Genomic DNA, 25,327 nt, shown 5'->3' on the forward strand with positions numbered 1-25,327 from the left:
GCCACCGGCCGCCACGTCCGAAGGGGGCAGGGGATGGCGGAGTTCGAGGTGGCCACCGGCGCCACGGGGGTCCCCGAGGGCGAGGACCGGGGCCGCCGGGCCGCGGTACGAACCGCGTTCGAGGGACTGCTGGAGATCCGCCGGCTGATGAACGCCGACGCCGCCGACCCCGAGGGTGTGCCCGCCGAGTGGGAGCGGCGGCAGCCGGTGCGGGCCGTGGCCCTGGCTCTGGAGGCCGCCGGCGTTCCGCCGTCGGCCACCGACGCGGACGGCCGCCGCACGGCGACCGGATACTGTCTCGGCGCGGCGGAGCGGACCGGGGTGGTGCGGGTCGAGTGGCTGGGGCCGCCGGGAAGTGGTGCCGGGTACGCCGCGGAGGACGCGCTGCGCAACTGTGCGGCCGTGCTGCGGCGGCTGGGCTGGGACGCGCTGGAGTACCGGGGGCCGCGCCGCCACCGTTACCTCGAGGTCGAGCCGCCGCCGGCCGGGCCTGCCCGGCGCTGACCCTTCCTGGGCCGAACCGGCCCGGGAGGCGCGGGCGGTGATGCCACGCCGCCTCCCGGGGCGGTGCCGCTCACGCGTTCGGGTCGAAGGGGATCTCGGACGGCTTGGCCTTCGCGAGGTGCGAGGCGAGGGTGCTGTCCTTGAGGCCCAGGGTGGCGCTGCCGAAGTCGGCCTGGCTCAGCTTGTCGCGCAGCCCGGCGGGGTAGCCGTTCCAGCCGACCAGCGCGGGGTACTGCCAGGTCTGGTGGTGGTTCTCCGGCGGCTCGTCGTTGGAGTTGGCCGGGCGGAAGCAGTGGGTGCTCACGCCGTCCTTGTGGTACACGACCTTGGGGTGGGTCCCGTCCCAGCGGATCTGGTCCCGGTTGTAGATGTCGAAGTTGCCGTGGGCCGAGGTGGCGACGTACTTGGCCTCGTTGTCCTGCACCCACACCACGACATGCTCCCAGTCGTGGCGGTGTCCGCCGAGCCCGCTCCCGGCCACGGCCTGGTCCTTCTCGAAGTACAGGCCGTAGATGATCGCGCACCAGCCGTTGTTGCACTTGGAGCGGGAGTATCCGTTGGTGTTGTCGAGGTCCCAGGAGTCGCGGCACTGGCCGTTGAGGGCACCGCTCGGGTTGAGCCCGCCCGCGATGGTCCCGTCGGGCCCGATGGCGGGGGTGGGGTAGCAGCCGTCGGTGTCGTAGTCGAACGCCGGCTGGAACGTCTGCTCCGTGCCGTCCGCGTTGGCGGGCAGCGCCGTGGGCGGGTCCGCGAGCGCACTGCCCGGAAAGGCCACGACGAGCGCGATGGCGCTGCCGAGGATGGCGGATCCCCTACGGATCCGCGAACTCTTCTTCACTGCGTCCTCCTGAACGACCGCGGCGTGGCACCACGAGGGGGGTGGTTGGCATGCTCAGGTCAGCATGATCGCATTCCTTGAGCGGCGGCGGGAGATGTCGCCGTGATGAAGAGTCAGCCAACAGCTATAGCAGGTGAAGTGGGGTGGCGCCCAGGAGGGGGCGGCGGTGGCGGGCCCGCGGAGGGTTTCCGGCGAAACCGCTGCCGCGCTGCCGCCCGCGCCTCCACACACCCGACGGCTCCACCGACGACCCCGGCCTCCGGACCGTCCGCGACACCTGAGCCTTCTTTTATTCCGGGGCGTTGACGAAATAGCGTGGCGTGCCCATGCTGTTCGGCATGCACCCCCATCAGGACGGCCCGCTGGCCCGGCTGCGGCGGGGCCACGAAGACTTGGTACTGGAGCTGTTGCGCAAACACGGCCCGCTCAGCAGGGCCGAACTGGGACAGCACAGCGGACTCTCCCGGACCACCCTCAGCGATATCGTCACCGAGCTGATCGAGAGCGGCGCCGTAGTCGCCACGGCGCCGGAAACGGCCCCGCGCCGCCGGGGACGGCCGGTGGAGGCGCTGACCCTCAACCCCAGCGCGGGCCAGGCCATCGGTATCGACTTCGCCCGCCGGGCGGTGCATGTCTCCGCGGTGAACGTCGCACACGAGGTGATCGGCTCGGCCAGTGAACCGCATGACCCGGGACTGCCCTGGGAGGAGCGGATCACCCTGGCCGAGCGGCTGGTCGGCACACTCGCCGACGGCGCCCTGCGGCTGGGCGCGCTGAACGCCATCGGGGTGGGTGTGGTCGGCCCGGTCTCAGATCCCGACTCCGGGCCGCCGGAACCCTGCCCCTCCGCCGATCTGCCCGCCCTGCTGCGCAAGCGTTTCGAGGCCCCGGTGCTGGTGGACAACAACACCCGGCTCGCCGCGCTCGCCGAGGCCACCTGGGGCGCGGCGGCGGGCGGTCAGGACGTGCTGTATCTGCGGCTGTCGCACGGTGTGGGCGGCGGGCTGGTCGTGAGCGGCTCCCTGCACCGGGGGGCGTACGGCCTGTCCGGCGAGTTCGGCCATATCGCGGTCGAGTCGGGCGACGGGCGATGTTCGTGCGGCGCCACCGGCTGCCTGGAGACGGTGGCCTCGGTGGGCGCCGTGCTCGCCGCCTACCGCCGCGCGGGCGGACACGCGGACGGCCTGGCCGCGCTCCTCGGGGCGCTGGAGGCCGGCGATCCGGTGGCGCTGCGCACGCTGGAGGCGACCGCCGTCCATATCGGCACCGTGCTGGCGGCGGTGTGCAACGCGGTCGGACCCGGGGTGATCGTGCTCGGTGGCGAACTGGCCGCGGCCGGCACACCGCTCTTCGAGCCGGTCGAACGGGCGCTGCGCGCACACATCATGCCGATCTCACGGGACCGTGTGGACCTGAGGCCGGCGACGCTCGGCGAGGCCGGTGGCGCGCTGGGCGCCATCGCCCTTGTCCTGCATGAATCCCCCCTGCTCAGCCATTACCCGGCCCGTCCGGGCTGATCCGGCCCGCCCCGGGCTGAAGCCGCGGACGGGCGGCCGTTCTTCCTGGCCACCCACTTCTTCGGGCCGCATCTGCCGTATCTGCTGCCCGACGCGTACTTCGACGCCTACGACCCCGGCCTGGTGGAGCTGCCCGCCTCGATCGCCGAGACCTTCGAGGGAAAGCCACCGGTGCAGCGCAACTACAGCGCCCACTGGACCTTCGACACCATCCCGATCGAGGTGACCCGCAAGCTGATCGCGGTCTACTGGGGCTATGTCACGCTGATCGACGAGCAGATCGGGCGCATCCTCACCGGCCTCGACGAACTCGGGCTGGCCGATGACACCTCGGTGTTCTTCACCGCCGACCACGGCGAGTTCACCGGCGCCCACCGGCTGCACGACAAGGGCCCGGCGATGTACGAGGACATCTACCGCATCCCCGGTATCATCCGCGTCCCCGGGGCGGCTCCGCAGGTCCGCCAGGAGTTCGTCAGCCTCACCGACTGCACGGCCACCATCCTGGACCTCGCGGGCTGCGACACCGCACCGGCCGTGGACAGCCGAAGCCTGGTGCCGCTGGTGCGGGGCGAACATCCACGGTGGCGCACCGAGTTGCTGGCCGAGTTCCACGGCCACCACTTCCCGTATCCGCAGCGGATGATCCGCGACGAGCGCCACAAGCTCATCGTCAACCCCGAGTCGGTCAACGAGCTGTACGACCTGGACACCGACCCCCATGAGCTGACCAACCGCTACGGGCACCCCGAGCTGCTGCCCGTGCGCCGCCGCCTGATGCGCCGCCTGTACGACCTGCTGCGCGAGCGCGGCGACAACTTCTACCACTGGATGACCCCGATGTTCGACATCGGGGACCTTGACTACGACCCGAGCCTGAGCTCCTTCGAGCCGGAAGGGACCCCGTAGATGAGACGAAGTCCTGGCACCCTCGTCACCACGCTGCTGTGCGCACTGCTGGCCGGGCTGCTGCCCGCGGCCCGGGCGACGGCCGCCGCGCGCCCGGCGACGGAGGACACCACGACGGCCCGCGAGGCGCCCACGTACCACAACCCCCTGACGGCGGGAGTGGTCGACGCCTTCCCCGACCCGGTGATGATCCGGGGCAAGGACGGTCTGTGGTACGCGGTGGCCACCCAGGAGCGGACGCTGCCCGCGGCGGCGGTCCGCCCCGGCAAGGTCGGTGTCGCCGCCCGCGGCGCCGGGGCGGACGCCGACAACGTGGGCGCCGCGGCGCTCCACACACCGGTCACCACCCGCGTCCCCGAGCGGTTGCCGGGCCCGCTGCTGCCCGCCTACAGCGACGACTTCGACACCACCACCGTCCCCGGCACCACCGCGGATTCGCCGTGGTCATGGGTGCGCGGCCCGGCGTCCGGGGTCACGATGGCCGATGGCGCCCTTCCCTGGCCGACTCAGGGTGGCGAGCTGTATCTCGGCACCAATACGGCGTCGGTGCTGACCCGCGACGCTCCCCCGGGCGACTACACCGTGGAGACCAGGCTCCGCTTCGCTCCGGGGCGGACCAATCAGCAGGCCGGGCTGGTGCTCTACGGGAACGACGACCGCTATCTGAAGCTGGTGCACGCGGTGCTCCCGGTGAGCCACACCGACGGGAAGACCACGCACGTCACGGAGTTCGCGAAGGAGGGCGAGCGCCCCACCACACCGCCGACCCCGGTGGCCTACGGGCCGATGTTCGGCGGTCCGCCCGCGGACACGCTGTGGATGCGGCTGTCATACCACGCCGACACCGCGCGGGACGAGACCGAGGTGAGCGCCGCCACCAGCACGGACGGTGCGCACTGGGTCCACACCGGCGTCTGGACCCTGCCGACGTCGCTCAGGCTCAGGATCGGGCTGGTCGCGCAGAACACCGCGGGCGCCCTCGCTCGTTTCGACTACGTGCGCACCTACCGCCGCTGACCTTCCGGGCGAGCCCCCGTCCTATGCTGATCACTTTGTTGATGCGTGACGGGGGCCGCTTCGGCGGCCGGAGAAGGTGAGCGAGCGTGGCCAAGCCTGTACGTGCGGCGATCGGGGACGTGTGGATCACATGTGTGTTCTGCAAGGGCGACCTTTTCCGGGACCGCGAGGTGAAGCTCAACAGCACCGGTATGGAGCTGTTCAAGTTCGGCTGGGCCAATGAATCGGCCACCGGGTTGATCTGCTGGAATTGCGGCTATGTGCACCTTTTCGCCAACACTGACATCGAGCTGTACAAGGTGAAGAAGGGCGAGATCTAGCCACGCCCACCGGCGGCCGCCCGAGGTCGCCGTAAAAGATGGTGCGCGGGACCTTTACAACGATGTAAACGGGTGATGGCATACCCCTGCCCGGCCGATTCCCCGCCCCGCCCCGGAGACCCCATGGCTCACACCGACATCCCCTCGCCCGACGTGTCGAACGCCGTTCCGCGACCCGAATATCCCCGTCCCGGCTTCGTCCGCGAGAAGTGGCTCAATCTCAACGGCACCTGGCAGTTCGCGTTCGACCCCGGTGACAGTGGACTCGAACGCGGTCTGGTGCACCAGGAGCTGGACGGGCGGATCCTGGTCCCGTTCTGCCCCGAGTCCGAGCTGTCGGGGATCGGTGACACCGACTTCCACCCTGCGGTCTGGTACCGGCGCACGGTCCGTATCCCGGCGGACTGGGCCGGCCGACGGGTGCTGCTGCACTTCGGGGCCGTCGACCACGACGCCACCGTCTGGGCCGACGGCCGCGAAGTGGCCCGGCACAGCGGTGGCTTCACCTCCTTCACCGCCGACCTCGGCGAGGTGGCGGACCCGGCCGGTGAAGGGACCGAGGTGGTGCTCGTGGTTCGGGCCCGGGACGCCCGGCACGGCCCTCAGGCGCGCGGCAAGCAGGCCACCGAGTACGCCAACAGCGACTGCCACTACACCCGCACCACCGGTATCTGGCAGACGGTCTGGATGGAGCCGGTGTCCGAGGTCCATCTGCGCAGGCCCCGGATCACCCCCGACCTCGCGTCCGGGGCCTTCCACCTCGAACTCCCGCTCAGCACCAACCGCCCCGGCCACCGGCTCACGGCCCGGGTGAGCGACGCGGACGGCGAGACGGTGGCCGAGGCGACGGTGCGCGCCGACCTCGATATGGCACCCCGTATGGTGCTCGCGCTGCCGGAGGACCGGCACCGGCCGTGGTCCCCGGAGGACCCCCATCTGTACCGGGTGCGGATCGAGCTGCTGGACGCCGACGGCGAGGCGGTGGACCGCGCCGAGTGCACCGCCGGGCTGCGGTCGGTGGCCATCGACGGCAAGCGGCTGCTGCTCAACGGCCGCCCCGTCTTCCAGCGGCTCGTCCTGGACCAGGGCTGGTATCCCGACGGGCTGATGACCGCGCCCGACGACGCCGCGCTCGTCCGGGACATCGAGCTGTCGCTGGCCGCGGGGTTCAACGGGGCGCGGCTGCACCAGAAGGTGTTCGAGGAGCGGTTCCTGCACCACGCGGACCGGCTCGGCTATCTCGTCTGGGGCGAGTTCGGCGACTGGGGAGCCGGCACCGGGCGCACCACCCGGGACAACCAGCAGCCCACCGCCGGATTCGTCGCGCAGTGGCTGGAGGCCGTGGAGCGGGACTACTCCCATCCGTCCATCGTGGGCTGGTGTCCGCTGAACGAGACGCACCAGGAACTCCACGACCGGCAGACCGTCCTGGACGATGTCACCCGGGGCATGTTCCTGGCCACGAAGGCCGCCGACACCTCCCGACCGGTCCTGGACGCCTCCGGCTACTCCCACCGCGTGGCCGAGACCGACGTATACGACTCGCACAGCTATGAACAGGACCCGGAGGCGTTCCGCCGCCAGATGGCGGGGCTGGACAAGGACGAGCCGTTCCTCAACCCCGACAACCGGGGAAACCCCGGCAAGCGGGACACCGACGCGGTGTGGTCGCTGCCGTACCGCGGCCAGCCCTACTTCTGTAGCGAGTTCGGCGGCATCTGGTGGAATCCGGAGGAGGCGGAGGCCGCGGCCGGTGACGACCGCGAGGTGTCCTGGGGCTACGGCGAGCGGCCGCGGACCGAGGAGGAGTTCCACACGCGCTTCGCGGGGCTGACCGCGGCGCTGCTCGACGACCCCCTGATGTTCGGCTACTGCTACACCCAGCTCACCGATGTCTTCCAGGAGCAGAACGGCGTCTACCGCTTCGACCGGAGCAGCAAGCTCGACGTGGCGCGGGTGCGCGCGGCCCAGCAGCGCCCCGCCGCCTTCGAGCGCCCCGCCGGTGAGGAGGAGTGATGAGCGGTCTGTCACGGCGCGGTCTGCTGAGAGGCGCGGTGTACGGGGCGGGCGCCGCCATATCGGCGTCCGCGCTCAGCGGCTGCGGATCGATCGCCGGGAGCGTGGCGAGCGCCGACGAGATCCAGTACTGGACCCTGTTCACCGGCCCCGACGGCGAACTGATGAAGACGATGACCCGGAACGTGGAGAAGCGCGTCCCGGATCTCAAGGTCAGGACGACGGTGCTGGACTGGGGCCCGCCGTACTACACCAAGCTGGCGATGGCCTCGGCCGGCGGCCGCTCGCCGGATGTCGCGATCATGCACCTGACCCGGCTGGCGGGCTACGCCCCCGGCGGTCTGCTCGACCCCTGGGACACTGATCTGCTGGCGGAGTTCGGCCTGAAGCAGGACGACCTCAACAAGACGCTGGTCAAGCGGAGTCTGTACGAGGGCGCCCCGTACGCCATTCCGCTGGACACCCACCCCTTCGTCGTCTTCTTCGACCGGGACGTCATGGACAAGGCGGGTCTGCTCACGGGCGACGGGCAACTCGTGCCCTTCGAATCGCCGAAGCACGCCCTGGAGCTGATGGACAAGCTCCGCAAGGACACCGGCAAGCTCGGGCCGGTCTTCGGCCATGCGAACGACGCGGCGATGGGCTGGCGGATGTTCTGGACGCTGTTCAGCCAGACCGGCGCCACCTTCGACCTCACCGGCGAGCGGGCCGAGATCGACGAGGACACCGCCGTCGAGGTGGTGCGCTTCATGACCGACCTGGCACGCGACAGCCGCACCATGGACGTCCAGACGGCGATCGCCTCCTTCGCCAACGGCCGCTCCCCGATGATCTTCTCCGGCGAGTGGGACATGGCCACCTACAAGACGGCGCTCAAGGACCGGCTGGGCGGCTCCCCCATCCCCACCTTCTACGACCGTCCGGCCGGGGCGTCCGACAGCCATGCGCTGGTGCTGCCGCACCAGGACAACCCGGATCCGGAGCACCGGCGGCGCACCCACCAATTCGTGGCCGAGCTGGTCAAGTCCGGGCTGACGTGGGCATCGGCGGGGCACATTCCCGCGTACACACCGGCCGTCTCGTCCGCGGGCTACGCCAAGTTGCGTCCGCAGTCGGAGTACGCGGGCGCCGCGAAGCAGCTCGTGCTCGACCCGCCCGTGTGGTTCGCGGGCTCCGGCTCGGACTTCCAGACGCGGATGTGCCAGGCGCTCGATCCCGCGCTCGGCGGCTCGTCGTCCCCGGCGAGTGCGGTGCGCACGATGGTCTCCCAGATCAACACCCTGATGGCCCAGCCGAATCCGGCCTGATCGCGACCGAATCGCAGAAAGGAGCGATGTGATGGCTTCCGTCTCCACACCCGCTCGGCGGGCCGCGGCCGGATCCCGGCGCGCCGGATCCCGATGGGCCGCCGCCACGGACCGGCGACGGTCCCCGGGCGGCGCCGGGTGGCTCTTCGCCACCCCCTTCCTGGTGTTCTTCACGCTCTTCCTCCTCGTGCCGATCGGCATCGGCCTGTGGATGAGCTTCACCGACGCCAGCCTGACCGGACACGGTGACGGCGTCTTCGTCGGCCTGGACAACTACACCGAGGCGTTCGGCGACAGCCAGGTGTGGCAGACCCTCGGCAACACGGTCTGGTTCACCGTTCTGACCACCGTCCCGCTCGTGATCGTCGCCCTGGTGATGGCCCTGCTGGTGTACACGGGGATGCCGGGTCAGTGGCTGTGGCGGCTGGCCTTCTTCGCCTCGCACCTGCTGCCGGTGGCGGTGGTCTACCAGATCTGGAGCATGCTGTTCCAGCCGGACCGGGGGATGCTCAACAGCGTGCTCCAGACGTTCGGGATGGACGGGATCGCCTGGCTGACGGACGAGAAGTACGCGATGTGGTCCATCGGGCTGGTGACCCTGTGGTGGACGGTGGGCTTCAACTTCCTGCTCTACCTGGCCGCGTTGCAGGCGATCCCGGACCACCTCTACGAGGCGGCGGCGCTCGACGGCGCCGGTGCGTGGCGGCGGCTGTGGTCGGTCACGCTGCCCCAGTTGCGCCGGACCACGGCGCTGATCGCGGTGTTGCAGGTGATGGCGTCGCTGAAGGTGTTCGACCAGATCTATCTGCTGACCAAGGGCGGCCCGAACGGGGCCACCCGGCCGATCCTGGAGTACATCTACGACACCGGCTTCACCAACTACCGGCTCGGCTATGCCTCTGCGGTGTCGTACGTGTTCTTCGGGATCATCATCATCCTCTCGCTCGCCCAGCTCAAGATCTTCTCGCGCAGGGAGGACTGATCGCGCCATGACCACCGAGACACTCTCCCCCCGTACTCCCGGAAAGCCCCGCTCGACCATGCCCCGGGAGGTGGTGCGGCGGCGGCGCTACGGCGGCCGTGCCTGGCACCCCACGCTCGGAACGGGTCCCCTCCCCCGCGTGCTGACGCTGCTGGCGCTGGCGCTGATGACGGTGATCTGGCTGGTGCCGTTCGGCTGGGGCGTGGACACCTCGTTCAAGACGGAGGTCGACGCGAGCGCCTCGGGCGCCGACTGGATCCCCAAGGCGGGCTTCACCCTCGACGCCTATCGGACCATCCTCGGGCAGGGCAATCTCCCGGTGTGGGCGGTGAACAGCGTCGTGATCGCCGTATGCGTCACGGCGATCACCGTGACCATCTCGGCGATGGCGGCGTACGCCTTCTCGCGTACGCTCTTCCGCGGCCGCCGCGTGCTCTTCGCCGTCACCATCGCCTCGATCATGGTGCCGCCGCAGATCCTGATCGTGCCGCTCTTCCGGCAGATGCTCGCGATGAACCTCGTCGACACCTATGCGGCGGTGATCCTGCCGCAAGTGGTGGCGCCCGCGATGGTGTTCATCCTGAAGAAGTTCTTCGACGGCATTCCGCGTGAGCTCGAGGAGGCGGCCCGGATCGATGGGGCGGGCAGCTTCCGGGTGTTCTGGAGTGTGGTGCTGCCGCTGTCCCGGCCGATCCTGGCGGCCGTGGGGATATTCGTCTTCATCAACACCTGGAACAACTTCCTCTGGCCGTTCATCAGCACCAGCGATCCGCAGCTCATGACGCTGCCGGTGGGGCTGTCGACCGTGAAGGACTCCACCGGGCTGCGCAACGCCCAGGAGTCGGCCGCCTCGATCCTCGGCTCCATCCCGCTGCTGATCGTCTTCATGCTGTTCCAGCGCCAGATCGTGAGGTCGGTGGCCACCACGGGTCTGGGAGGTCAGTGAGCGATCCGGGCGACACCGCCCTCGGTGGACTCGCGGACGTGAAGGGTATGTCCGACGACGACCTCCTGGGGCGGGCGGTCCGGTGCCTCGATCCGCTCCAGCAGCAGATCGATGGCGCGCCGGGCGATGGCGGTCTTGTCCGGTGCCACGCTGCTCAGGCTCGGGGTGCTGTACCGCGCGGCCTCGATGTCGTCGAAGCCCATCACGGCCATGTCGTCCGGCACCCGTAGCCCGCGCTCGTACAGGGTGCGCAGGGCGCCGAGGGCGAGCGCGTCGTTGAAGCAGAACACGGCGTCCGGCGGTTCGGCCCGGTCGAGCAGCGCCGCCATCGCCCGGGCGCCCTCGGCCAGGTGGTAGCGGGGGGTCTCCCGCTCCAGCCGGGGGTCCAGCGGCAGCCCGGCCTCCTCCAGCGCCTGGCGGTAGCCGGTCCTGCGCAGCAGCGGTGTGCCGATGTACGGCTCGGGCTGCACCCCGATGGCGGCGATCCGGCGGCGCCCGCCGGCCACCAGATGGCTCACCGCCTGCTGCGCGGCGGCGACGTTGTCGATCACCACATGGTCGGCGAGGCCGCCGCTGGGGCGCTCGCCGATGAGCACGAGCGGCACGGTGTCGAGATGGTTCGCGAGCGCGCTGCCGTGCAGCGCGAGCGGGCTCACCACCATGCCGTCCACGACCTGGTCGCCCAGCCCGTGGATCACCGCCGCCTCCCGCTCGCGGTCACCGAGGGTCTGCTCGATCAGCAGGGTGCGGCCGTGCTCCTCGGCCGTGGTGAGGAAGTGGCGTCCCAGCTCGGCGAAGTACGGGACGTCCAGCTCGGGCAGGACCAGCCCGATCATGCCGGTGCTGCCGCGGCGGAGGTTGCGGGCCACCCGGTTGGGCCGGTAGCCGAGCTCCAGGATGGCCCGCTGGACCCGCTCCCGGGTCGCCGGGGACACATGCACAAAGCCGTTGATCACATTCGACACGGTCTTCGGGGAGACCCCGGCGAGCGTCGCCACGTCCTTGACGGTGGCGCTGCGGCCGGCACCGTCCGAGCGCTTCCGCCCCGGTGCCGCTTGATCCCTGGTGGTCTGCTGTTTCACGGCGGTCACCGACCGATCCTAGAGCGTGACGGTGGCGGGCCGCATCGCGGGCACCACCCGGGCCCCGTCCCCTCGGGCGACGGCCGCCCCTCCGGAGACGAGTGCCTCCCGGGAGACGGGTGCGCCCCGGGGGACGGGTGACGCGAAGATCGAAACACAACCGGAATGGAATACTCAATTCAGCTCGAACACCAAGATTACACAAAGCCGAAAAACTTTTGGGCTCACATCCGTTGTGACGGAGGTGACGGATGCCTATAGTGCCGTGAGGTGTACATGCGACTCCCCGAGCGGATGCTGGACGTCACGCAACGGAGGAAGTGTAGTGCCACTGATTTCCTGGGGGTCCGATCCCCTCGGACTCTTTCGAAGATGCAGATGAGCATGGTGCGCTGCTGACCCACAGCGCCCGTCAGTGCAAGATCCCGGTCCGGTGCGATCACGGCCGGTACGCATCTCTCAGGAATCTCTGAAACGGGAGACCTTCTCGTCACCGCGCCCTCGGGCGCCCATGAGTGGCCACGCTGTGCGCGTGGCTTGGAAAACTCCGACCGGCGAGCGAATGGAGGTGACTGAGGATGACAGCCGAGGACTTCCTGGCTTCCCGCGAGGCGGGTGAGGCCGCGACGAAGTGGTAATCGCCGCGACCGATAGGTAAGGGGTGCCGGGCGGATCTCCGTATTCGCCCGGCACCCCGTCAGGGCAGTGTGTACGAGGGTGGGTGGGACATTGCTGCACGGACTCTTGAACGAGGAATCGATAAACTCCCTTCAAGGCCAGGAGTATCGTGATCGGATCCAGCGGATAGAAAAGGCGCTGACCGATGCCGCCGACGGCGACCTCTCGCCGAAGGAACTGGCCGAGTGGGCGGTCGGGCACCGGGACTGGAACGTCAGACGCCTCGCCGTGGAGACCCTCGGCGCCCGGTTCGTCGACGCGCCCGAGGCACGGACGGCGATCACCGAGGCGATCCACGACGACGTCGACTGGGTGGCCTTCACCGCCATCAAGGTCGCCGGAGAGCACCGGGTGCCGGAGGCGGTGGCCCATATGATCCGCATCTCCGGCTGGCCCAGCAACTTCACCAAGCCCGCCTACGCCCGCAAACCCGTGGGTTGCGGAGCCGCCTTCACCAAGCGCGCCCTCCTCGACTTCTTCGACTCCACCGATCCGGACGAGCTGCGCGAGCTGGAGGACCGCCACTTCGCCCGGCTGCGGGCCACGGTGGACTCCGCCAGACGCGAACCGGACCTGCGCGATGCCGTACTCATTCCGGCCGGGCCCTTCATCGCCGGGGCCCGGGTGAACGACATCGGCCCCTTCCAGATGGACAACACCGACAATCCGCTGCGCGCCGAGGAACTTCCCGCGTATTACATCGACCGGACCACGGTGACCAACGCCCGGTACGCGGAATTCCTCGACGCGGTGGGCGGCTCCAGGGAGTTCGCCCACCCCGATGAGCCCGACGGCAAGGACTACACCCCGGCGCACTGGCACGATCCCCGGTTCAACGGGGCGGACTTCCCGGTGGTCGGGGTCGACTGGTACGACGCCTACGCGTTCGCCCGCTGGGCCGGAGGCAGGCTGCCCTCGGAGAACGAATGGGAGAAGGCCGCCCGCGGAACCGACGGCCGGATCTACCCATGGGGCGACGAATGGAGCAATGACAAGGCACAAAGCGTCTTCACGGCATACGGCCGCGACGACATCCGGAATCTCGCGGAACTGGAGGAGCTGCTCGTCACCACGACCGTCTCCTGGCCCGAGCGCCCGGTGGCGGCGGCCGACTCCCATCCGGCCGGCGCGAGCCCCTACGGCGTCCTCAACATGGCGGGGAACGTCTGGGAGCTCACCCGCACCAATTTCTTCACCCGGGCCGATATGGCCCCCTTCTTCAAGGGGCGTTCGGGCCAGGAATTCATGAACCGTCCCGAGGCTTTCCATGTGCTGCGCGGTGGGACGTGGACCTCGCCTCCGGTCTGCCTGTCGACCTTCTACCGAGGCAAGGACCTGCTCACCGACCGGCACAACGAAGTCGGCTTTCGCTGCGTATACGACGCTTCTGGAAAGTGAGGTTGCACCATGCCGGACCGAGGCGAGCGCGATGTGCTGCGGCAGTCTCTGGTGGAGGGGATCCATCTGCTCGCGGAGCTGGGCTACAGCGAGGGCATCGCGGGCCATGTGAGCGTGCGCGACCCGGAGGACCCGGATGCCTACTGGGTCAATCCCTTCGGTCTGGACTTCCACCATGTGAGGGTCGACGATCTGCTCCTCGTCGGGGCGCAGGGCACCGTCCTGGAGGGCTCGGGCGAGCTGAATCCCTCGGTGGACCCGCTCCATGGTGAACTGCATCGCAACCGGCCGGACCTGGTGGCCTTCGCCCATACCCATTCGATGTACGGCAAGACCTGGTCGTCCCTGGGCCGACTGCTCGATCCGATCACCCAGGACGCCTGCGTCCTCTACCGGCGGCACGGCCTGTACGACCGGTTCACCGGTCTGGTCAACGCGCGCCAGGAGGGCAAGGAGGTCATCGAGGCCATGGGCGACGGCACTGCCGTGATCATGCAGAATCATGGCTTCCTGGCCGGGGGCCGCTCCCTGGGCGAGGCGATCTGGCTGTTCATCGTGATGGAACGGGCCGCCGCGTCCCAGCTCATGGCCGAGGCCGTCGGCACACCGCGGCTGATCCCGCACGAGACGGCCCTGGAGACCGGACGCGCGCTGGCCAAGCTCGAATTCGCCGACCGGCAGTACCGGAATCTGTACGAGACGACCTGCCGGCGCGGGAAGTGACACCATGAAGGTCGGGCTCAACTTCCTGCCCACCGTGGGCCCCGGCGAGATGCCGGCCGAGCGGTTCTACGACGAGATCATCGAGCTCAGCGAGCTGGCCGACCGGCTCTCCTTCAGCCATGTGAAGCTGGTCGAGCACCACTTCCACGAGTGGGGCGGATACAGCCCGGACCCGGTGGCACTGCTGTCGGCCATCGCCCGGCGGACCACCCGCGTACGGCTGGTGACCGGGGCGGTCACCCCGGCGTTCACCCACCCCATCAAGCTGGCCGCCTCACTGTCGGTCCTCGACAACCTCTCCCACGGCCGCCTCGACGCCGGGTTCGGCCGGGCGTTCCTGCCCTCGGAGTTCGAGGCGTTCGGGGTGGACATGGCCGACAGCCGGGCGCTGCTGGAGGAGAACGTCGAGGCCGTCGAGCGGCTGTGGACGGACGAGGGCTTCCGCTGGGAGGGCCGCTTCCACCGCTTCGGCCCGCTGCCCGCGATGCTGCCCCGCCCCGCACAGCGGCCCCGGCCACCGGTGTTCATCGCCGCCACCACCTCTCCGGAGACCTTCACCTGGGCCGCGTCCAAGGGGTACCACCTCATGATCATCCCGGTGGTGGCCAGCCATGAGAAGCTCACCGGACTTCTCGATCTGTACCGCGCCACCCGGATCGAGCACGGCCACTCCCCCGACTTCCGGCTGCATGTCAGCTACCACTGCTATGTGGCGGAGAGCCAGGGCGAGGCGGTGGCGCGAGCCGAGGAGCACTACGCCGCGTACCGGGCCAAACAGCTTGAGGCTTACGGGAGTTGGCGCGGCATCACCTCGGACCAGTACCAGGGCTATGAGCGCATGGAACAGGCGGCCCGCACGACCACGGTGGCCGGTCTGATGGCCGCCGACAACATCATCGTGGGCGGGGTGGCCGAGACCGCCGCCACCATCCGCCGCATCGGCAAGCTCTACCCCGGTGCCGAACTGAGCCTCCAGTTGCGGTTCGGGTCCGTCTCGCACACCGAGGCCATGCGGGCGGTGCGGCTGCTCGGGGAGCGCGTGCTGCCCGAGCTCATGGAGGGTGTATGACCGCGTCCGGCGAACCGGTTCCGCTCAGTCCGCAGCAGGAGTGGATCTGGGAGAGCATGCGCTTCATGAACCCGGACGACGCGGCGCTGACCAGGACCAATGTCTGTCTGGCGTTCACGCTGCGCGGCCCCCTGGACACCGGGCGGCTCGACCGGGCGCTGGCCGATGTCCACCGACGGCACGAGGCCCTGCGCACCTGCCTCAGCGACCTGGGCACCGCACCCCGCACCCATGTCCGGGACGCGGAGGACGTGCACCCGCCCCTCCTCGCCCTGGTGGATCTCTCCGGCATGCCACCGGAGGATCAGGACACCTACTGCGAGCTGGTGGCCGGCACCGAGGAGCACCGCCTCTTCGACTATGTCCGCGGCCCGCTGTGGCGGGCGACGCTGGTGCGCCGCTCCCCGACCGAGCATGTGCTGGTCCTGTCCGCCGCCCATCTGGTGCTGGACGCCCCCTCGGTGCAGTTGGTCGTCCGGCACCTGGCCGAGGCGTACCAGGGGCTCGCCCCTCCGGCGCGGCAGGAGCAGTACCGCGACTTCGTGCGGCGGGCCGCCCGCCCGCCCGCGGACGCCGACCGGCGCCTGGAGCACTGGCGCCGGGTGCTCAGCCCCCCGCCCGCCCCGCTCGACGTCCGCACCGACTACCCCGCGGCCCCACCACCGGTCTTCCTTCGGGAGACGACGCCGTTCCGGGCCGAGGCCGATCCGCAGGCCCTCGCCGGGCTCCGCGGCCGGGCGGGCGTCACCCCCTATCTGATCCATGTCGCGGCCTATGCGGCCGCCCTCGCGGACCTCTGCGGGGCACGGCGCGTCGTGGTCGGATCCACGCTGACCCGTCTGGAGCTCAAACCGGATCCGCATACGGTCGGGCACTTCGCCGATCTGGTGCTGCTGCCGGTCGAGGTGCGCCCCGAGCACACCTTCGGCGAGCTTCTGGAACACGTCAGGGACACCGCGCTCGACGCCTACGACAACCAGTTGCCGTATCCGCGCATCGCCGACGCGATCGACCCGGACTTCACGGCCAGACGGCCCTGGCCGGCGAGGGCGCTGTACCACGTGTGGGTGCGCGGCAGCGTCCTCAACGCCGACCTCGGCCCGCCGGAGCGCATCGGCGACGCCGAGGTGAGTCCCTTCGACTTCACCAGGGAGACCTGCTATCCCATCGAGCTGGACGCCGATCGGTACGCGCATGTCTACGGCCAGAACGTGGTGCCCACCCTCTACGCCGGCCCGACCGGACTGGAGGGCGAGCTGACGTACAACCGCGCGGTCTTCACCCCGAGCAGCGCCCAGCGCTACGTCGACCGCCACTGCCGGAACCTGGAACACATGCTCAAGGATCCCGGGACGCGGATCGGGGAGGTGTGGCATGACAGCGGCCGCTGACCCGCCCGGACCCGGCCGTCCGGCCCGCACCCACGACCTGGTGCGCGACGCCGCACTACGGTGGCCGGACCGCCCGGCGCTGATCGAGGGCGACACCGTCCTCAGCTTCCGCCAACTCGACCGGCGCGCGGCGGACTTGGCCCAGGCCCTGATGGCGCGGGGCGCGGCTCGCGACATGACCATCGGGGTCGGCGCGCCACGCTCCGCCGAGCATGTGATCGCCGCGCTCGCCGTGTGGAAGGCCGGTGGCGTCTATGTGCCACTGGCGACCGATCTGCCCCCGGCCCGGATCGCGGAGATGCTGCGGATCGCGGGGGTGCGGCTGACCGTGGGCCCGGGGCTGACCATCAGCGAGGTCGCGGATCCCCCCGTGGACCGGCCACTCGCCGGTCTGCCCCCGGCTCCGGAGGGCGAGGACGGCGCCGTCGCCTGCGTCTACTTCACCTCGGGCTCGACCGGCAGTCCCAAGGCGGTGGCCCTCACCCACGCGGGCATCGTGAACGAGGCGCGGTGGTCCCATGACGCCTTCTCGATCCGCCCCGAGGACCGCAGCGGCTGGCTGGCCTCCCCCGGATTCGCCATCTCACGATGGGAGTTGTGGACTCCGCTGACCGCGGGCGCCGCCATCGCCGTCTCCGACGAAGGCCACGTCCGCGAGCCGGGGGCGCTGCGTGACTGGCTGCTGGACCAGGAGGTGACCTGGAGCATCGTGGTGACCGGGCTCGCGGAACGGCTCTTCGGCGTCCCCTGGCCGGCCGACTGCCCGCTGCGCCTGCTGGTGACCGGCGGTGAGCAGCTACGGGTCTGGCCCCGCGGGCTGCCCTTCGAGGTCGTCAACTCCTACGGTGTCACCGAGGCGTCCAGCGTCCGCCTGGCGGCCCGGCTCGGCCCCTCCGAGGGTTCCACCGGACGTCTCCCCTCCGTGGGCCGTCCGATCCGCGGTACCCGGGTCCATGTGCTCGACGAGGCGCTGGCCCCGGTGCCCGACGGGGAGGTCGGGGAGCTGTTCATCGGCGGTGTCGGACTGGCCCGCGGCTACCTCGGCGACCCGGAACAGACCGCACGGCGCTTCGTACCCGATCCGTTCCACGGCGGCGGACGGCGGCTGTACCGCACCGGCGATCTGGTGCGCGTCGACGAGCGGGGGCGGGTGGAATTCGTCCGCCGGCTGAACGACGACCCGAAGGTCGGCGGTGTCCGCGTCGACCTCGCGGCCGTCGAGGCCGCGCTGCTCGCCGCGCCCGGGGTCACCGGGGCCGCGGCCGCGATCCGGGTCCACGACGGCGAGCGGCCACGGCTGGTGGGGTATCTGGTCACGGACGACGACCGGCCGGCCCCCGATGAGGTGATCGACGCGGTCGCCCGGCGGCTGCCCCCGCAGATGGTGCCCGGCGTCCTGGTGCGCCTCCCCTCCCTGCCGCTGCTGTCCAGCGGCAAGGTGGACCGCGGCCGGCTCCCGGAACCCACGGCGGACATCGTGTTCCGCGGTCACCGGGCCGCGGCGCGGGACGAGACCGAGCAGCGGGTCATCGACATCTTCCGGGAAGTCCTCGGCCGCGCGGACATCGGCGCCCACGACGACTTCTTCGGCTTGGGCGGGGACTCCATGGGCGTCGCCCGGGTGCGGCAGTCCCTCCTGGAACGGCACGGCATCGACGTCCCCTACACCCTCATCTTCCGTCAGCGGACCCCACGCCGGATCTGTACGGCCGCGAGCGACGGCGGGGAGGAGCCCCGGTGACCTTCACGGACGCGCCCAGCAGGCTTCCGGCTCTGGCGAGCCGTACGGACCAGCTCGCGGACTCCGCCGTCGGCGCCGTGCTCCGGCTGACCGACGGCCACGATGTGATCGCGCTGGCGGCCGGCAGCCCGGCGCCGGAGACCTACTGCCATCAGGAGTTCGCCGACGTCACCACCCGCCTGCTGAGCCAGGGCGGTCTGCCGCTGCGGTACGGCGACGCGAGCGGGCTGCCCGAGCTCCGGTCGTGGATCGCGGCCCGGGAGTCCGCCGAGCTCGGCCGTCCGGTCGACGCGGGGCAGGTGCTTCTCACCCATGGCTCACAACAGGGCCTGGATCTGCTGTGCAAGGCGCTGCTCGATCCCGGGGACGTGGTCTTCGTGGACCGGCCCAGCTATGTGGGAGCGCTACAGGTCTTCCGTCTCTTCCAGGCCCGGGTGGTGGACGTTCCCCTGGGGTCGGACGAGGGTCTCGACCGGCTCGAGGCGGCGCTGTCGGTGGAGGAACGGGCCAAAATCATCTATGTGGTCCCCACCTTCGCCAATCCGACGGGCGCCACCCTGGACACCGCGCACCGGCACCGGCTGGCCGCCCTCGCCCAGCGGTACGGCTGTGTCCTCGTCGAGGACGACCCCTACCGGGATCTCGGCTACGACACCGTCGCGCCCCGGCCTGCCGCCGCGGCCTCCGACGTACGGATGGGTACCTTCTCCAAGGTGCTCTTCCCCGCGGCGCGTCTGGGCCATCTGGTCGTCCCACCGTTTCTCACCGATGTGCTGATGAAGTTCAAACAGGCGGCCGACCTGGGCAATTCGCTTCTGATGCAGCAGGTGGTGCATGAGCTCGTCCAGGAGCCCGGCTTTCTGGCCACCCGGCTGGAGCGCTCCCGTCATCTCTATCGCAAGCGCCGCGACGCACTGGTGAGCGCCTTGGCCGGCTCCTTCGAGGGGGCTTTGGAGTTCGAGGTGCCGCACGGTGGCTTCTTCGTCTGGGCGAGGCTGCCCGGGGGCGCCGACGCCACCGAACTGCTGGCCGCCGCGGTCGAGGAAGGTGTCTCCTTCGTACCGGGGACCGATTTCTACGCGACCGAACCCGACCCGTCCACCCTCCGGCTGTCCTTCTCCTGCACCCGCGCCGAGGACATTGTCGAAGGCGTCGCCCGGCTGGAACGGGCGTGGCGGACCCTGCGCAAGGAACCTCGCTCATGAAGCTCACCAGGGACGACGACGGAACCTTCCCCGGCCTCGACAAGGCCCCGTTCGACGTGGCCGCGTTCCTGGCCCGGCCCCTGGTGGCCCGGCTGGCCACCGAGGGCCCACGGGTGCGGCCCGTGTGGTTCCTGTGGGAGGACCACGCCTTCTGGGTGCTCACGGGCCCCTGGGCCCGGCTGGCGGAGCGACTGGCCCGCGACCCGGTCTTCGAACTCGTGGTGGACTCGTGCGACCTCGCGACCGGCACCGTTCACCAGGTCATCGCCCGCGGCCACGGCCGGGTGGTGGACTTCGACACGGACCGGGGCCGCCGCAAGCTCACCCGGTACCTGGGCGAGCGGGAGGAGCTGTGGGACGCCCGGTTCAGCCTGCGCGGCGACCAGTCCGCCCGGGGCACCCGCTGGGCCCTGCTGGTGCCCGACACCCTGTGGATCGCGGACCTGTCCTTCCGCCCGCCCGGCGAAGCGCGAACGGACCGCCCATGAGCACGGACACCACGGACGAGACGGCGGGCGGGGCCGCCGGCCACCGGTCCTACCGCCAGGTGCTGACGGGGAACCCGCGGCTGGCCGTACTGCTCGCCGGTTATGTGCTCTCCAGCGTGGGCGATGGCATCCTGCTGATCGCCCTTCCGCTGCTGGCGCTACGCCATCACGGGCAGCTCTCCGCCCCCGTGGCGGTCGGCCTGGTGATGACCGCACCGTATGTGCTGTCGACCGTGCTCGCCCTCAGCATCGGCCTGGGACGGCTGCGACTGCCCACCCGGGCCGTGGTCATCACCGACAGCGCGTTGCGCACCGTCCTCTTCACGGTGGTGGGCCTCGCCGCCATGGCCGACCGGATCGACATCGGGTTCCTGGTGGTGGCGCTGCTCCTGGGGTCCGTCCTGCATCAGACGGCGTCCAGCAGCCGGCGCCTCGTCGCCACCGGTATGGCGGGGAAGGGCGAGCTCTTCACCGTCAACGGATTGCTGGGCTTCGCGAACAGCCTGGCGCTCTACGTCGTGGGGCCCGCGGTCGGCGGCGCGGTCACGGTCGCGTTCGGAGCGGACGTGGCCGTCCTCCTCGAAGCGCTCAGCTTCCTCCTGCTGTTCGCGGCCGTCGCGCTCGTCGTGCCGCCACAGCCGAGAGCGCCCCGGGCGGAGCGATCGGCGGAGTCCGGGTGGCGGATCCTGCGGCTGCGTCCCGTGGCCGCCCGGCTGTTCTTCGTGGTCTTCTTCTTCAATCTCTCCTATATGCCGGTGGAAGTGGCGCTTCCCGTGCTGGTCAACGGAGATCTCCACGGGGACGGAAACACCCTGGGCATCATCTGGACCGCCTTCGGCGCCGGGGCGCTGCTCGGCGGGGCGCTCACCGGCTTCCTGCGGAAACTGCACCAGCAGGCCGTCCTGGTGGCGGTCATCGCGCTGTGGGGCGGTTCGGTGGTGCTTCTCGCCCTGGCCCCCTCCGGGCCGGTCGCGATGTGCGCCTTCGCCCTGGGCGGACTCATCTACGCCCCGTTCACACCCATCGCCTACACCTTTGTGCAGTCGGAGCTCCCGCCCCATGAGCAGCAGCCGGTGATCACGCTCTGGACCACCGGCTCGACGCTGGCGGCCCCGATCGGCCTGCCGCTCAGCGGCCCGCTGGTGAGCGCGCTCGGTGCGCGCGGCGGACTGCTGCTCTCCGCGGCATGCACTCTCGTTCTCGTTCCGTTCGCCGCCAAGGGCCTGCTGGGCCCGCGCCGAGTCGCATAGCCTTAAGGAGTGCGCACGTGCAGGGATACGAATCATCGACCTACGGCGACCACATGACCGACCACGACGCCATCGGCTGGCCGGCCGCGAAGGACGAGGACGCGGCGGTGGGGTTCCTCGTGGACGTGGCCAAACCTAGCCATGCGCTGGAACTCGGCGTGGGCACCGGGCGGGTCGCCCTGCCGCTGGCGGAGCGGGGGGTGCGGGTCACCGGCATCGACGCCTCCCCCGTCATGCTCCAGCAGATGGCCGACAAGCCGGGCAGCGCCCAGGTGCGGGCCGTCCAGGGCGACTTCGCGGAGGCCGCCGTCGAGGGGGCCTTTGACCTCGTCTACGCCGTCCAGCACACGTTCTTCCTGCTGCGCGACCAGGAGACCCAGATCCGCTGCTTCCAGAACGTGGCCGCGCGGCTGGCCCCAGGTGGCGCCTTCGTCCTCCAGGTGTTCGTCCCCGATCCGCACCGGCTGATCCAGCCGCAGGCCAGCGACGCCCTTCATGTGGCACTCGACCAGGTGGTGCTGCGGGTCTCGAAGTTCGACCGGGTGACGCAGACGGTCAACCGGCAGTACGTCGCCATCACCGAGGGCGGGACGAAGCTGTACCCCATGGTGTTCCGCTACGCCTGGCCCACCGAGCTGGACCTGATGGCACGGCTGGCGGGCCTCCGGCTGGAAGGACGCTGGGACGGCTGGTCTCGGACGCCCTTCACCGCGGAGGGCGGATATGTCGTGGTCTACCGGAAGCCCGCCGAGGCGGTGTGAGGGCCTACGCCGCGGTGTCGCCGACCCGGACGGGTCCGTTGGTGGTGACCGACTCGATGGCCGCGAGCGCGACGGACAGGGCGGCGCGGGCGTCCTGTCCGGTGACTGAGGGGGCGCGGCCGGTGCGCACGCACTCGGTGAAGTCGGCGAGTTCGGCGACGTAGGCGTCGTGGAAGAGATCCTGGTCATAGGTGACGCATGCGGCGCCGATGCCGTCCGGGCCGTAGGCGGTCAGATGGCTGCGGCGGATGTCGCCCATGGTGAGCATGCCGGCCGAGCCGAAGACCTCACCGCGGACGTCGTATCCGTACACCGCCTGGAAGTTCGCCTCGGCGGTGGCGAGGGCGCCGTTGTCGAAGCGGATGGTGACCACGGCGGTGTCGAGCAGTCCGCGGTCCTTGAAGTCGGGGCGGACCAGGGCGTCGGCGAACGCGAAGACCTCGACGGGCGCGGCGCCGGGGTTGAGATAGCGCAGGGTGTCGAAGTCGTGGATGAGGGTCTCCAGGAAGATGGTCCACGGCGGGATGCGGCCCGGATCGGCCAGCTCGGGGTCGCGGGTGAGCGAGCGCAGCAGTTGCGGGGTGCCGATGGCGCCTGCGCGGATCTTCTCGTGGGCGGCGTGGAAGCCGGTGTCGTAGCGGCGGTTGAAGCCCACCTGGAGAGGGACGCCCGCGTCGGCCACGGCCGCGATGGCGCGGTCCGCCTCATCGAGGGTGACGGCCATGGGCTTCTCGCAGTAGACGGCCTTGCCCGCCCGGGCCGCTGCCTCGACCAGCCCGGCGTGGGTGCGGGCCGGGGTGGCGATGACCACCGCCTCGATCCCGGGGTCGGCGAGCAGTTCGGCTATCTCGGTGTACGCCGTGGTGCCGCCCAGCCGGTCGCCGAGCCCCTGGGCGGCGCCCGGGGCCGGGTCGGCGATGGCCGCGAGACGGGCGCCGGGGAGACGGCGGGCGAGGGTCTCGGCGTGGAAGGAGCCCATGCGGCCGGCGCCGATGAGACCGACGGGGAGGGGGTGTCGCGTGGTCATGCGGATGCTCCGTTGATTCCGTGAGGTCCGTAGCGGGAACGGGTGAGAACGGGTGCGGTCAGGGCGGTACGGTGTCGCGCCTGCGAGGTCGGTCAGCGGGTGAAGGCGGAGCGGAAGCGCTCCAGGGCGAGGTCGCTGTCGCCGGAGGCCCATGCCTCCATGGCCACGGTGCCCTCGTAGCCGAGGTCGACGAGGGTTCGGGCGAGGGCCGGGTAGTTGATCTCCCCGGTTCCCGGTTCGCGGCGGCCGGGTACGTCGGCCACCTGGATCTCGCCGATCAGGCCCCGGCCATGGGCCCGGCGGACCAGCTCGATCAGGTTTCCCTCGCCGATCTGCGCGTGGTACAGATCCAGGTTCATCCGCAGGCCCGGCCGGTCCACGGCCGCGACCAGGGCCAGGGTGTCGGCGGCCGTCGCGAACGGCACTCCGGGGTGGTCGACGGCGGTGTTGAGGTTCTCCAGGGTGAAGGTGACCCCGGCGCGCTCGCCCAGTTCGGCGAGGCGGGTGAGGGTGCGATGGGCGGCGATCCACATCGGGCCGGTGGCCGGGCCCGCCACCGGCACCACCGGCAGGCCGTCGCCGTCCAGCCCGGTGCCGTGCAGATTCAGCCGGGGGCAGCCGAGCCGTTCGGCCACTTTGACCGACTCCTCGGCGGTGCGCAGGAGTTCGGCCGCCCCGTCCTCGTCCGTCAGGCTGCCGCGGAGATGGCCGGTCATCGAGGAGAACACCGCGCCGGTCCGCTCCAGGGCGGTCAGATCGTGTCGGCTCCAGTCCCAGATCTCGACCTGGAAGCCGGCGTCGTGGATGCGCCGTGCCCGTTCCTGGACCGGCAGATCCCGGAAGACCATCTCGGCGCAAACCGCCAACGTGTACATCGCTGCTCGCCCTCTCTACGACGACCCCGACACCAACTAGAACGTTCCAGTCACTAGAACGTTCTAGTGAACGAGCAGCAGTACGCCAGCCACCGGCCACCCCTGTCAAGGGCCGACGACCGAATGACTAGAACGTTACAGAAGTCGGGCGCCACGCATCGCGGCCTGGGCTACGATCGTCGCCCGTAAGGCGAAACGCCGACCGTCCCGCTCCGCCCGAAGACGACATCTCGACCAGGGAGACCAGTGGTGCCACCGACGCCGGCCGTCCCCCATGGGAAGCGCCCCACCCTCGCGGACGTGGCGGCGCGGGCAGGCGTGTCCACGGCGCTGGTCTCCATCGTGATGCGGGACGCGAAGGGCGCCGGTGCCGCCACCCGTGAGCGGGTCCTCGATGCGGCACGGGAGATCGGATACCGGCCGGACGCCCGGGCCCGGCTGCTGCGCAGCCACCGGTCCCATCTCCTCGGGGTGCAGTTCGGCCTCCAGCACCCCTTCCACTCAGACCTGTTGGAGGGCATCTACGCGGTGGCGGAGCCCGCCGGGTACCAGATCGCACTGAGCGCCGTGGCCGCCGGTCGTGGCGAGCAGCGGGCGACCGACGCGCTGCTCGCCGACCGCTGCGAGGCCCTGATCCTGCTCGGCCCGCAGGCCCCGGCCGCGCGGCTGGCCGAACTCGCCGGACAGCTCCCGGTCGTCTCCGTGGCCCGGCGGCTGCGCGGGACCGCCCCGGGCGTGGAGGTGGTCCGGACCGCCGATGACGAGGGCGCCCGCCAGGCCGTGGACCACCTGGTGGCCCTCGGCCACCGCGACATCGCCCATATCGACGGCGGCAGGGCACCGGGCGCCGCCGACCGGCGCCGCGGCTACCGCACCGCCATGAGCCGCCACGGCCTCGCCGACCGCGTCCGCGTCCTGCCCGGCGGGCTCACCGAGGAGGACGGCGCCACGGGCGCCCACGCCCTCCTCGACGCCACTCCCCTGCCCACGGCCGTCCTCGCCTTCAACGACCGCTCCGCCACCGGCGTCCTGGACACCTTCCTCCGCGCCCGGGTCTCCGTCCCCGACCAGGTCTCCGTCATCGGCTTCGACGACAGCCATCTGGCTCGTCTGGCCCATATCAACCTCACCACCGTCGGCCAGGACATCCCCCGTCTCGCCGAACTCGCCGTCGGCCGAGCCATCGCCCGCCTGGAGGGCGAGCGGACACCCACCGACGAGGCCGTGGTCGCCCCGCACCTCGTCATCCGGGGCACGACGGCCGGGCCCACCTGAGACGCGAC

General features: G+C 70.7%; 22 protein-coding genes and 1 pseudogene. 19 read left to right on the plus strand and 4 right to left on the minus strand.

Translation table 11 applies throughout. The annotated features are described in order from the left end of the window. Window positions 1-33: 33 nt before the first annotated feature. Window positions 34-504 carry a hypothetical protein gene (locus ACK1X7_RS04185; RefSeq protein WP_413114645.1) on the plus strand — a complete coding sequence of 157 codons (471 nt, stop codon included), beginning with the start codon at window positions 34-36 and terminating at the stop codon, window positions 502-504. Window positions 505-574: 70 nt separating this feature from the next. On the opposite strand, the gene ACK1X7_RS04190 is transcribed toward ACK1X7_RS04185, so the two are convergent. Continuing rightward, window positions 575-1,342: an NPP1 family protein gene (locus tag ACK1X7_RS04190; RefSeq protein WP_385149613.1), complete on the minus strand. Its 768-nt coding sequence runs from the start codon at window positions 1,340-1,342 to the stop codon at window positions 575-577. 326 nt (window positions 1,343-1,668) lie between these two features. Between ACK1X7_RS04190 and ACK1X7_RS04195 the strand changes: the two genes are divergently transcribed. The 8 genes and pseudogenes from ACK1X7_RS04195 (at window position 1,669) to ACK1X7_RS04230 (ending at window position 10,356) form a co-directional block, all read left to right on the plus strand. Further along, a complete protein-coding gene (locus ACK1X7_RS04195; RefSeq protein WP_398161018.1) occupies window positions 1,669-2,859 on the plus strand; it encodes an ROK family transcriptional regulator in 1,191 nt (396 codons plus the stop codon). Between the two features lie 21 nt (window positions 2,860-2,880). Further along, a pseudogene (locus tag ACK1X7_RS04200) lies at window positions 2,881-3,768 on the plus strand (sulfatase-like hydrolase/transferase); the annotation flags it as partial. Then, window positions 3,769-4,785, plus strand: coding sequence for a hypothetical protein (locus ACK1X7_RS04205; protein WP_398161020.1), 1,017 nt, complete (start codon window positions 3,769-3,771; stop codon window positions 4,783-4,785). It abuts the pseudogene before it with no gap. A gap of 86 nt (window positions 4,786-4,871) precedes the next feature. Further along, window positions 4,872-5,105, plus strand: a complete 234-nt coding sequence (locus tag ACK1X7_RS04210) for a hypothetical protein (protein ID WP_043236480.1) — start codon at window positions 4,872-4,874, stop codon at window positions 5,103-5,105. 123 nt (window positions 5,106-5,228) lie between these two features. Next, window positions 5,229-7,121 (plus strand): glycoside hydrolase family 2 protein, encoded by a 1,893-nt coding sequence (locus tag ACK1X7_RS04215; RefSeq protein WP_385149604.1) that lies wholly within the window; start codon window positions 5,229-5,231, stop codon window positions 7,119-7,121. Further along, window positions 7,121-8,428: an extracellular solute-binding protein gene (locus ACK1X7_RS04220; protein ID WP_385149601.1), complete on the plus strand. Its 1,308-nt coding sequence runs from the start codon at window positions 7,121-7,123 to the stop codon at window positions 8,426-8,428. The genes ACK1X7_RS04215 and ACK1X7_RS04220 overlap by 1 nt, the downstream gene beginning before the upstream one ends. Before the next feature lie 31 nt (window positions 8,429-8,459). Then, window positions 8,460-9,410 carry a carbohydrate ABC transporter permease gene (locus ACK1X7_RS04225; RefSeq protein ID WP_390795469.1) on the plus strand — a complete coding sequence of 317 codons (951 nt, stop codon included), beginning with the start codon at window positions 8,460-8,462 and terminating at the stop codon, window positions 9,408-9,410. Window positions 9,411-9,417: 7 nt separating this feature from the next. After that, on the plus strand, window positions 9,418-10,356 hold the full coding sequence (locus ACK1X7_RS04230; protein WP_385149595.1) for a carbohydrate ABC transporter permease: 939 nt from the start codon (window positions 9,418-9,420) through the stop codon (window positions 10,354-10,356). Here ACK1X7_RS04230 and ACK1X7_RS04235 read toward each other — a convergent pair. Further along, window positions 10,350-11,447: a LacI family DNA-binding transcriptional regulator gene (locus tag ACK1X7_RS04235; protein WP_413114646.1), complete on the minus strand. Its 1,098-nt coding sequence runs from the start codon at window positions 11,445-11,447 to the stop codon at window positions 10,350-10,352. The two genes, ACK1X7_RS04230 and ACK1X7_RS04235, sit on opposite strands and share 7 nt — an antisense overlap. Before the next feature lie 735 nt (window positions 11,448-12,182). Here ACK1X7_RS04235 and ACK1X7_RS04240 point away from each other — a divergent pair. Genes ACK1X7_RS04240 through ACK1X7_RS04280 form a run of 9 tightly spaced genes read left to right on the plus strand, consistent with a single transcriptional unit; the run spans window position 12,183 to window position 22,142 of the window. Continuing rightward, complete coding sequence (locus ACK1X7_RS04240) at window positions 12,183-13,514, plus strand: SUMF1/EgtB/PvdO family nonheme iron enzyme (RefSeq protein WP_390795468.1); 1,332 nt, start codon at window positions 12,183-12,185, stop codon at window positions 13,512-13,514. A gap of 9 nt (window positions 13,515-13,523) precedes the next feature. Further along, on the plus strand, window positions 13,524-14,237 hold the full coding sequence (locus ACK1X7_RS04245) for a class II aldolase/adducin family protein (RefSeq protein WP_078638652.1): 714 nt from the start codon (window positions 13,524-13,526) through the stop codon (window positions 14,235-14,237). Window positions 14,238-14,241: 4 nt separating this feature from the next. Next, window positions 14,242-15,306 (plus strand): LLM class flavin-dependent oxidoreductase, encoded by a 1,065-nt coding sequence (locus tag ACK1X7_RS04250; RefSeq protein WP_385145017.1) that lies wholly within the window; start codon window positions 14,242-14,244, stop codon window positions 15,304-15,306. Further along, window positions 15,303-16,697 (plus strand): condensation domain-containing protein, encoded by a 1,395-nt coding sequence (locus ACK1X7_RS04255; RefSeq protein WP_413114647.1) that lies wholly within the window; start codon window positions 15,303-15,305, stop codon window positions 16,695-16,697. The genes ACK1X7_RS04250 and ACK1X7_RS04255 overlap by 4 nt, the downstream gene beginning before the upstream one ends. Further along, window positions 16,681-18,438, plus strand: coding sequence for a non-ribosomal peptide synthetase (locus ACK1X7_RS04260; protein WP_385145013.1), 1,758 nt, complete (start codon window positions 16,681-16,683; stop codon window positions 18,436-18,438). Before ACK1X7_RS04255 ends, ACK1X7_RS04260 begins: the two co-directional genes overlap by 17 nt. Continuing rightward, window positions 18,435-19,643: a PLP-dependent aminotransferase family protein gene (locus ACK1X7_RS04265; protein WP_385145011.1), complete on the plus strand. Its 1,209-nt coding sequence runs from the start codon at window positions 18,435-18,437 to the stop codon at window positions 19,641-19,643. The genes ACK1X7_RS04260 and ACK1X7_RS04265 overlap by 4 nt, the downstream gene beginning before the upstream one ends. After that, the gene (locus ACK1X7_RS04270) at window positions 19,640-20,131 is read left to right on the plus strand and encodes a pyridoxamine 5'-phosphate oxidase family protein (protein WP_385145009.1); all 492 of its coding nucleotides are present in this window, start codon (window positions 19,640-19,642) and stop codon (window positions 20,129-20,131) included. The genes ACK1X7_RS04265 and ACK1X7_RS04270 overlap by 4 nt, the downstream gene beginning before the upstream one ends. After that, on the plus strand, window positions 20,128-21,381 hold the full coding sequence (locus ACK1X7_RS04275; protein WP_385145007.1) for an MFS transporter: 1,254 nt from the start codon (window positions 20,128-20,130) through the stop codon (window positions 21,379-21,381). The genes ACK1X7_RS04270 and ACK1X7_RS04275 overlap by 4 nt, the downstream gene beginning before the upstream one ends. A gap of 17 nt (window positions 21,382-21,398) precedes the next feature. Beyond that, window positions 21,399-22,142 (plus strand): class I SAM-dependent methyltransferase, encoded by a 744-nt coding sequence (locus ACK1X7_RS04280; RefSeq protein ID WP_390795464.1) that lies wholly within the window; start codon window positions 21,399-21,401, stop codon window positions 22,140-22,142. 4 nt (window positions 22,143-22,146) lie between these two features. Here the strand turns inward: ACK1X7_RS04280 and ACK1X7_RS04285 are convergent, their stop codons facing one another. Both ACK1X7_RS04285 and ACK1X7_RS04290 read right to left on the minus strand, forming a co-directional pair. After that, the gene (locus tag ACK1X7_RS04285; RefSeq protein WP_390795463.1) at window positions 22,147-23,169 is read right to left on the minus strand and encodes a Gfo/Idh/MocA family oxidoreductase; all 1,023 of its coding nucleotides are present in this window, start codon (window positions 23,167-23,169) and stop codon (window positions 22,147-22,149) included. Between the two features lie 92 nt (window positions 23,170-23,261). After that, window positions 23,262-24,044 (minus strand): TIM barrel protein, encoded by a 783-nt coding sequence (locus tag ACK1X7_RS04290; protein ID WP_390795462.1) that lies wholly within the window; start codon window positions 24,042-24,044, stop codon window positions 23,262-23,264. Window positions 24,045-24,293: 249 nt separating this feature from the next. Between ACK1X7_RS04290 and ACK1X7_RS04295 the strand changes: the two genes are divergently transcribed. Then, window positions 24,294-25,319 (plus strand): LacI family DNA-binding transcriptional regulator, encoded by a 1,026-nt coding sequence (locus tag ACK1X7_RS04295; protein WP_413114648.1) that lies wholly within the window; start codon window positions 24,294-24,296, stop codon window positions 25,317-25,319. Window positions 25,320-25,327 lie beyond the last annotated feature (8 nt).

It is taken from the genome of Streptomyces sp. CY-1, assembly GCF_047218265.1.
In the GTDB taxonomy this organism is placed as follows: Bacteria; Actinomycetota; Actinomycetes; order Streptomycetales; family Streptomycetaceae; genus Streptomyces; species Streptomyces niphimycinicus.

Coding starts and splice junctions, on each gene's coding strand:
- ACK1X7_RS04185 (WP_413114645.1), top strand. CDS start 34: ATGGCGGAGTTCGAGGTGGCCACCGGCGCCACGGGGGTCCCCGAGGGC.
- ACK1X7_RS04195 (WP_398161018.1), top strand. CDS start 1,669: ATGCTGTTCGGCATGCACCCCCATCAGGACGGCCCGCTGGCCCGGCTG.
- ACK1X7_RS04205 (WP_398161020.1), top strand. CDS start 3,769: ATGAGACGAAGTCCTGGCACCCTCGTCACCACGCTGCTGTGCGCACTG.
- ACK1X7_RS04215 (WP_385149604.1), top strand. CDS start 5,229: ATGGCTCACACCGACATCCCCTCGCCCGACGTGTCGAACGCCGTTCCG.
- ACK1X7_RS04220 (WP_385149601.1), top strand. CDS start 7,121: ATGAGCGGTCTGTCACGGCGCGGTCTGCTGAGAGGCGCGGTGTACGGG.
- ACK1X7_RS04225 (WP_390795469.1), top strand. CDS start 8,460: ATGGCTTCCGTCTCCACACCCGCTCGGCGGGCCGCGGCCGGATCCCGG.
- ACK1X7_RS04230 (WP_385149595.1), top strand. CDS start 9,418: ATGACCACCGAGACACTCTCCCCCCGTACTCCCGGAAAGCCCCGCTCG.
- ACK1X7_RS04245 (WP_078638652.1), top strand. CDS start 13,524: ATGCCGGACCGAGGCGAGCGCGATGTGCTGCGGCAGTCTCTGGTGGAG.
- ACK1X7_RS04250 (WP_385145017.1), top strand. CDS start 14,242: ATGAAGGTCGGGCTCAACTTCCTGCCCACCGTGGGCCCCGGCGAGATG.
- ACK1X7_RS04255 (WP_413114647.1), top strand. CDS start 15,303: ATGACCGCGTCCGGCGAACCGGTTCCGCTCAGTCCGCAGCAGGAGTGG.
- ACK1X7_RS04260 (WP_385145013.1), top strand. CDS start 16,681: ATGACAGCGGCCGCTGACCCGCCCGGACCCGGCCGTCCGGCCCGCACC.
- ACK1X7_RS04270 (WP_385145009.1), top strand. CDS start 19,640: ATGAAGCTCACCAGGGACGACGACGGAACCTTCCCCGGCCTCGACAAG.
- ACK1X7_RS04275 (WP_385145007.1), top strand. CDS start 20,128: ATGAGCACGGACACCACGGACGAGACGGCGGGCGGGGCCGCCGGCCAC.
- ACK1X7_RS04285 (WP_390795463.1), bottom strand. CDS start 23,169: ATGACCACGCGACACCCCCTCCCCGTCGGTCTCATCGGCGCCGGCCGC.
- ACK1X7_RS04290 (WP_390795462.1), bottom strand. CDS start 24,044: ATGTACACGTTGGCGGTTTGCGCCGAGATGGTCTTCCGGGATCTGCCG.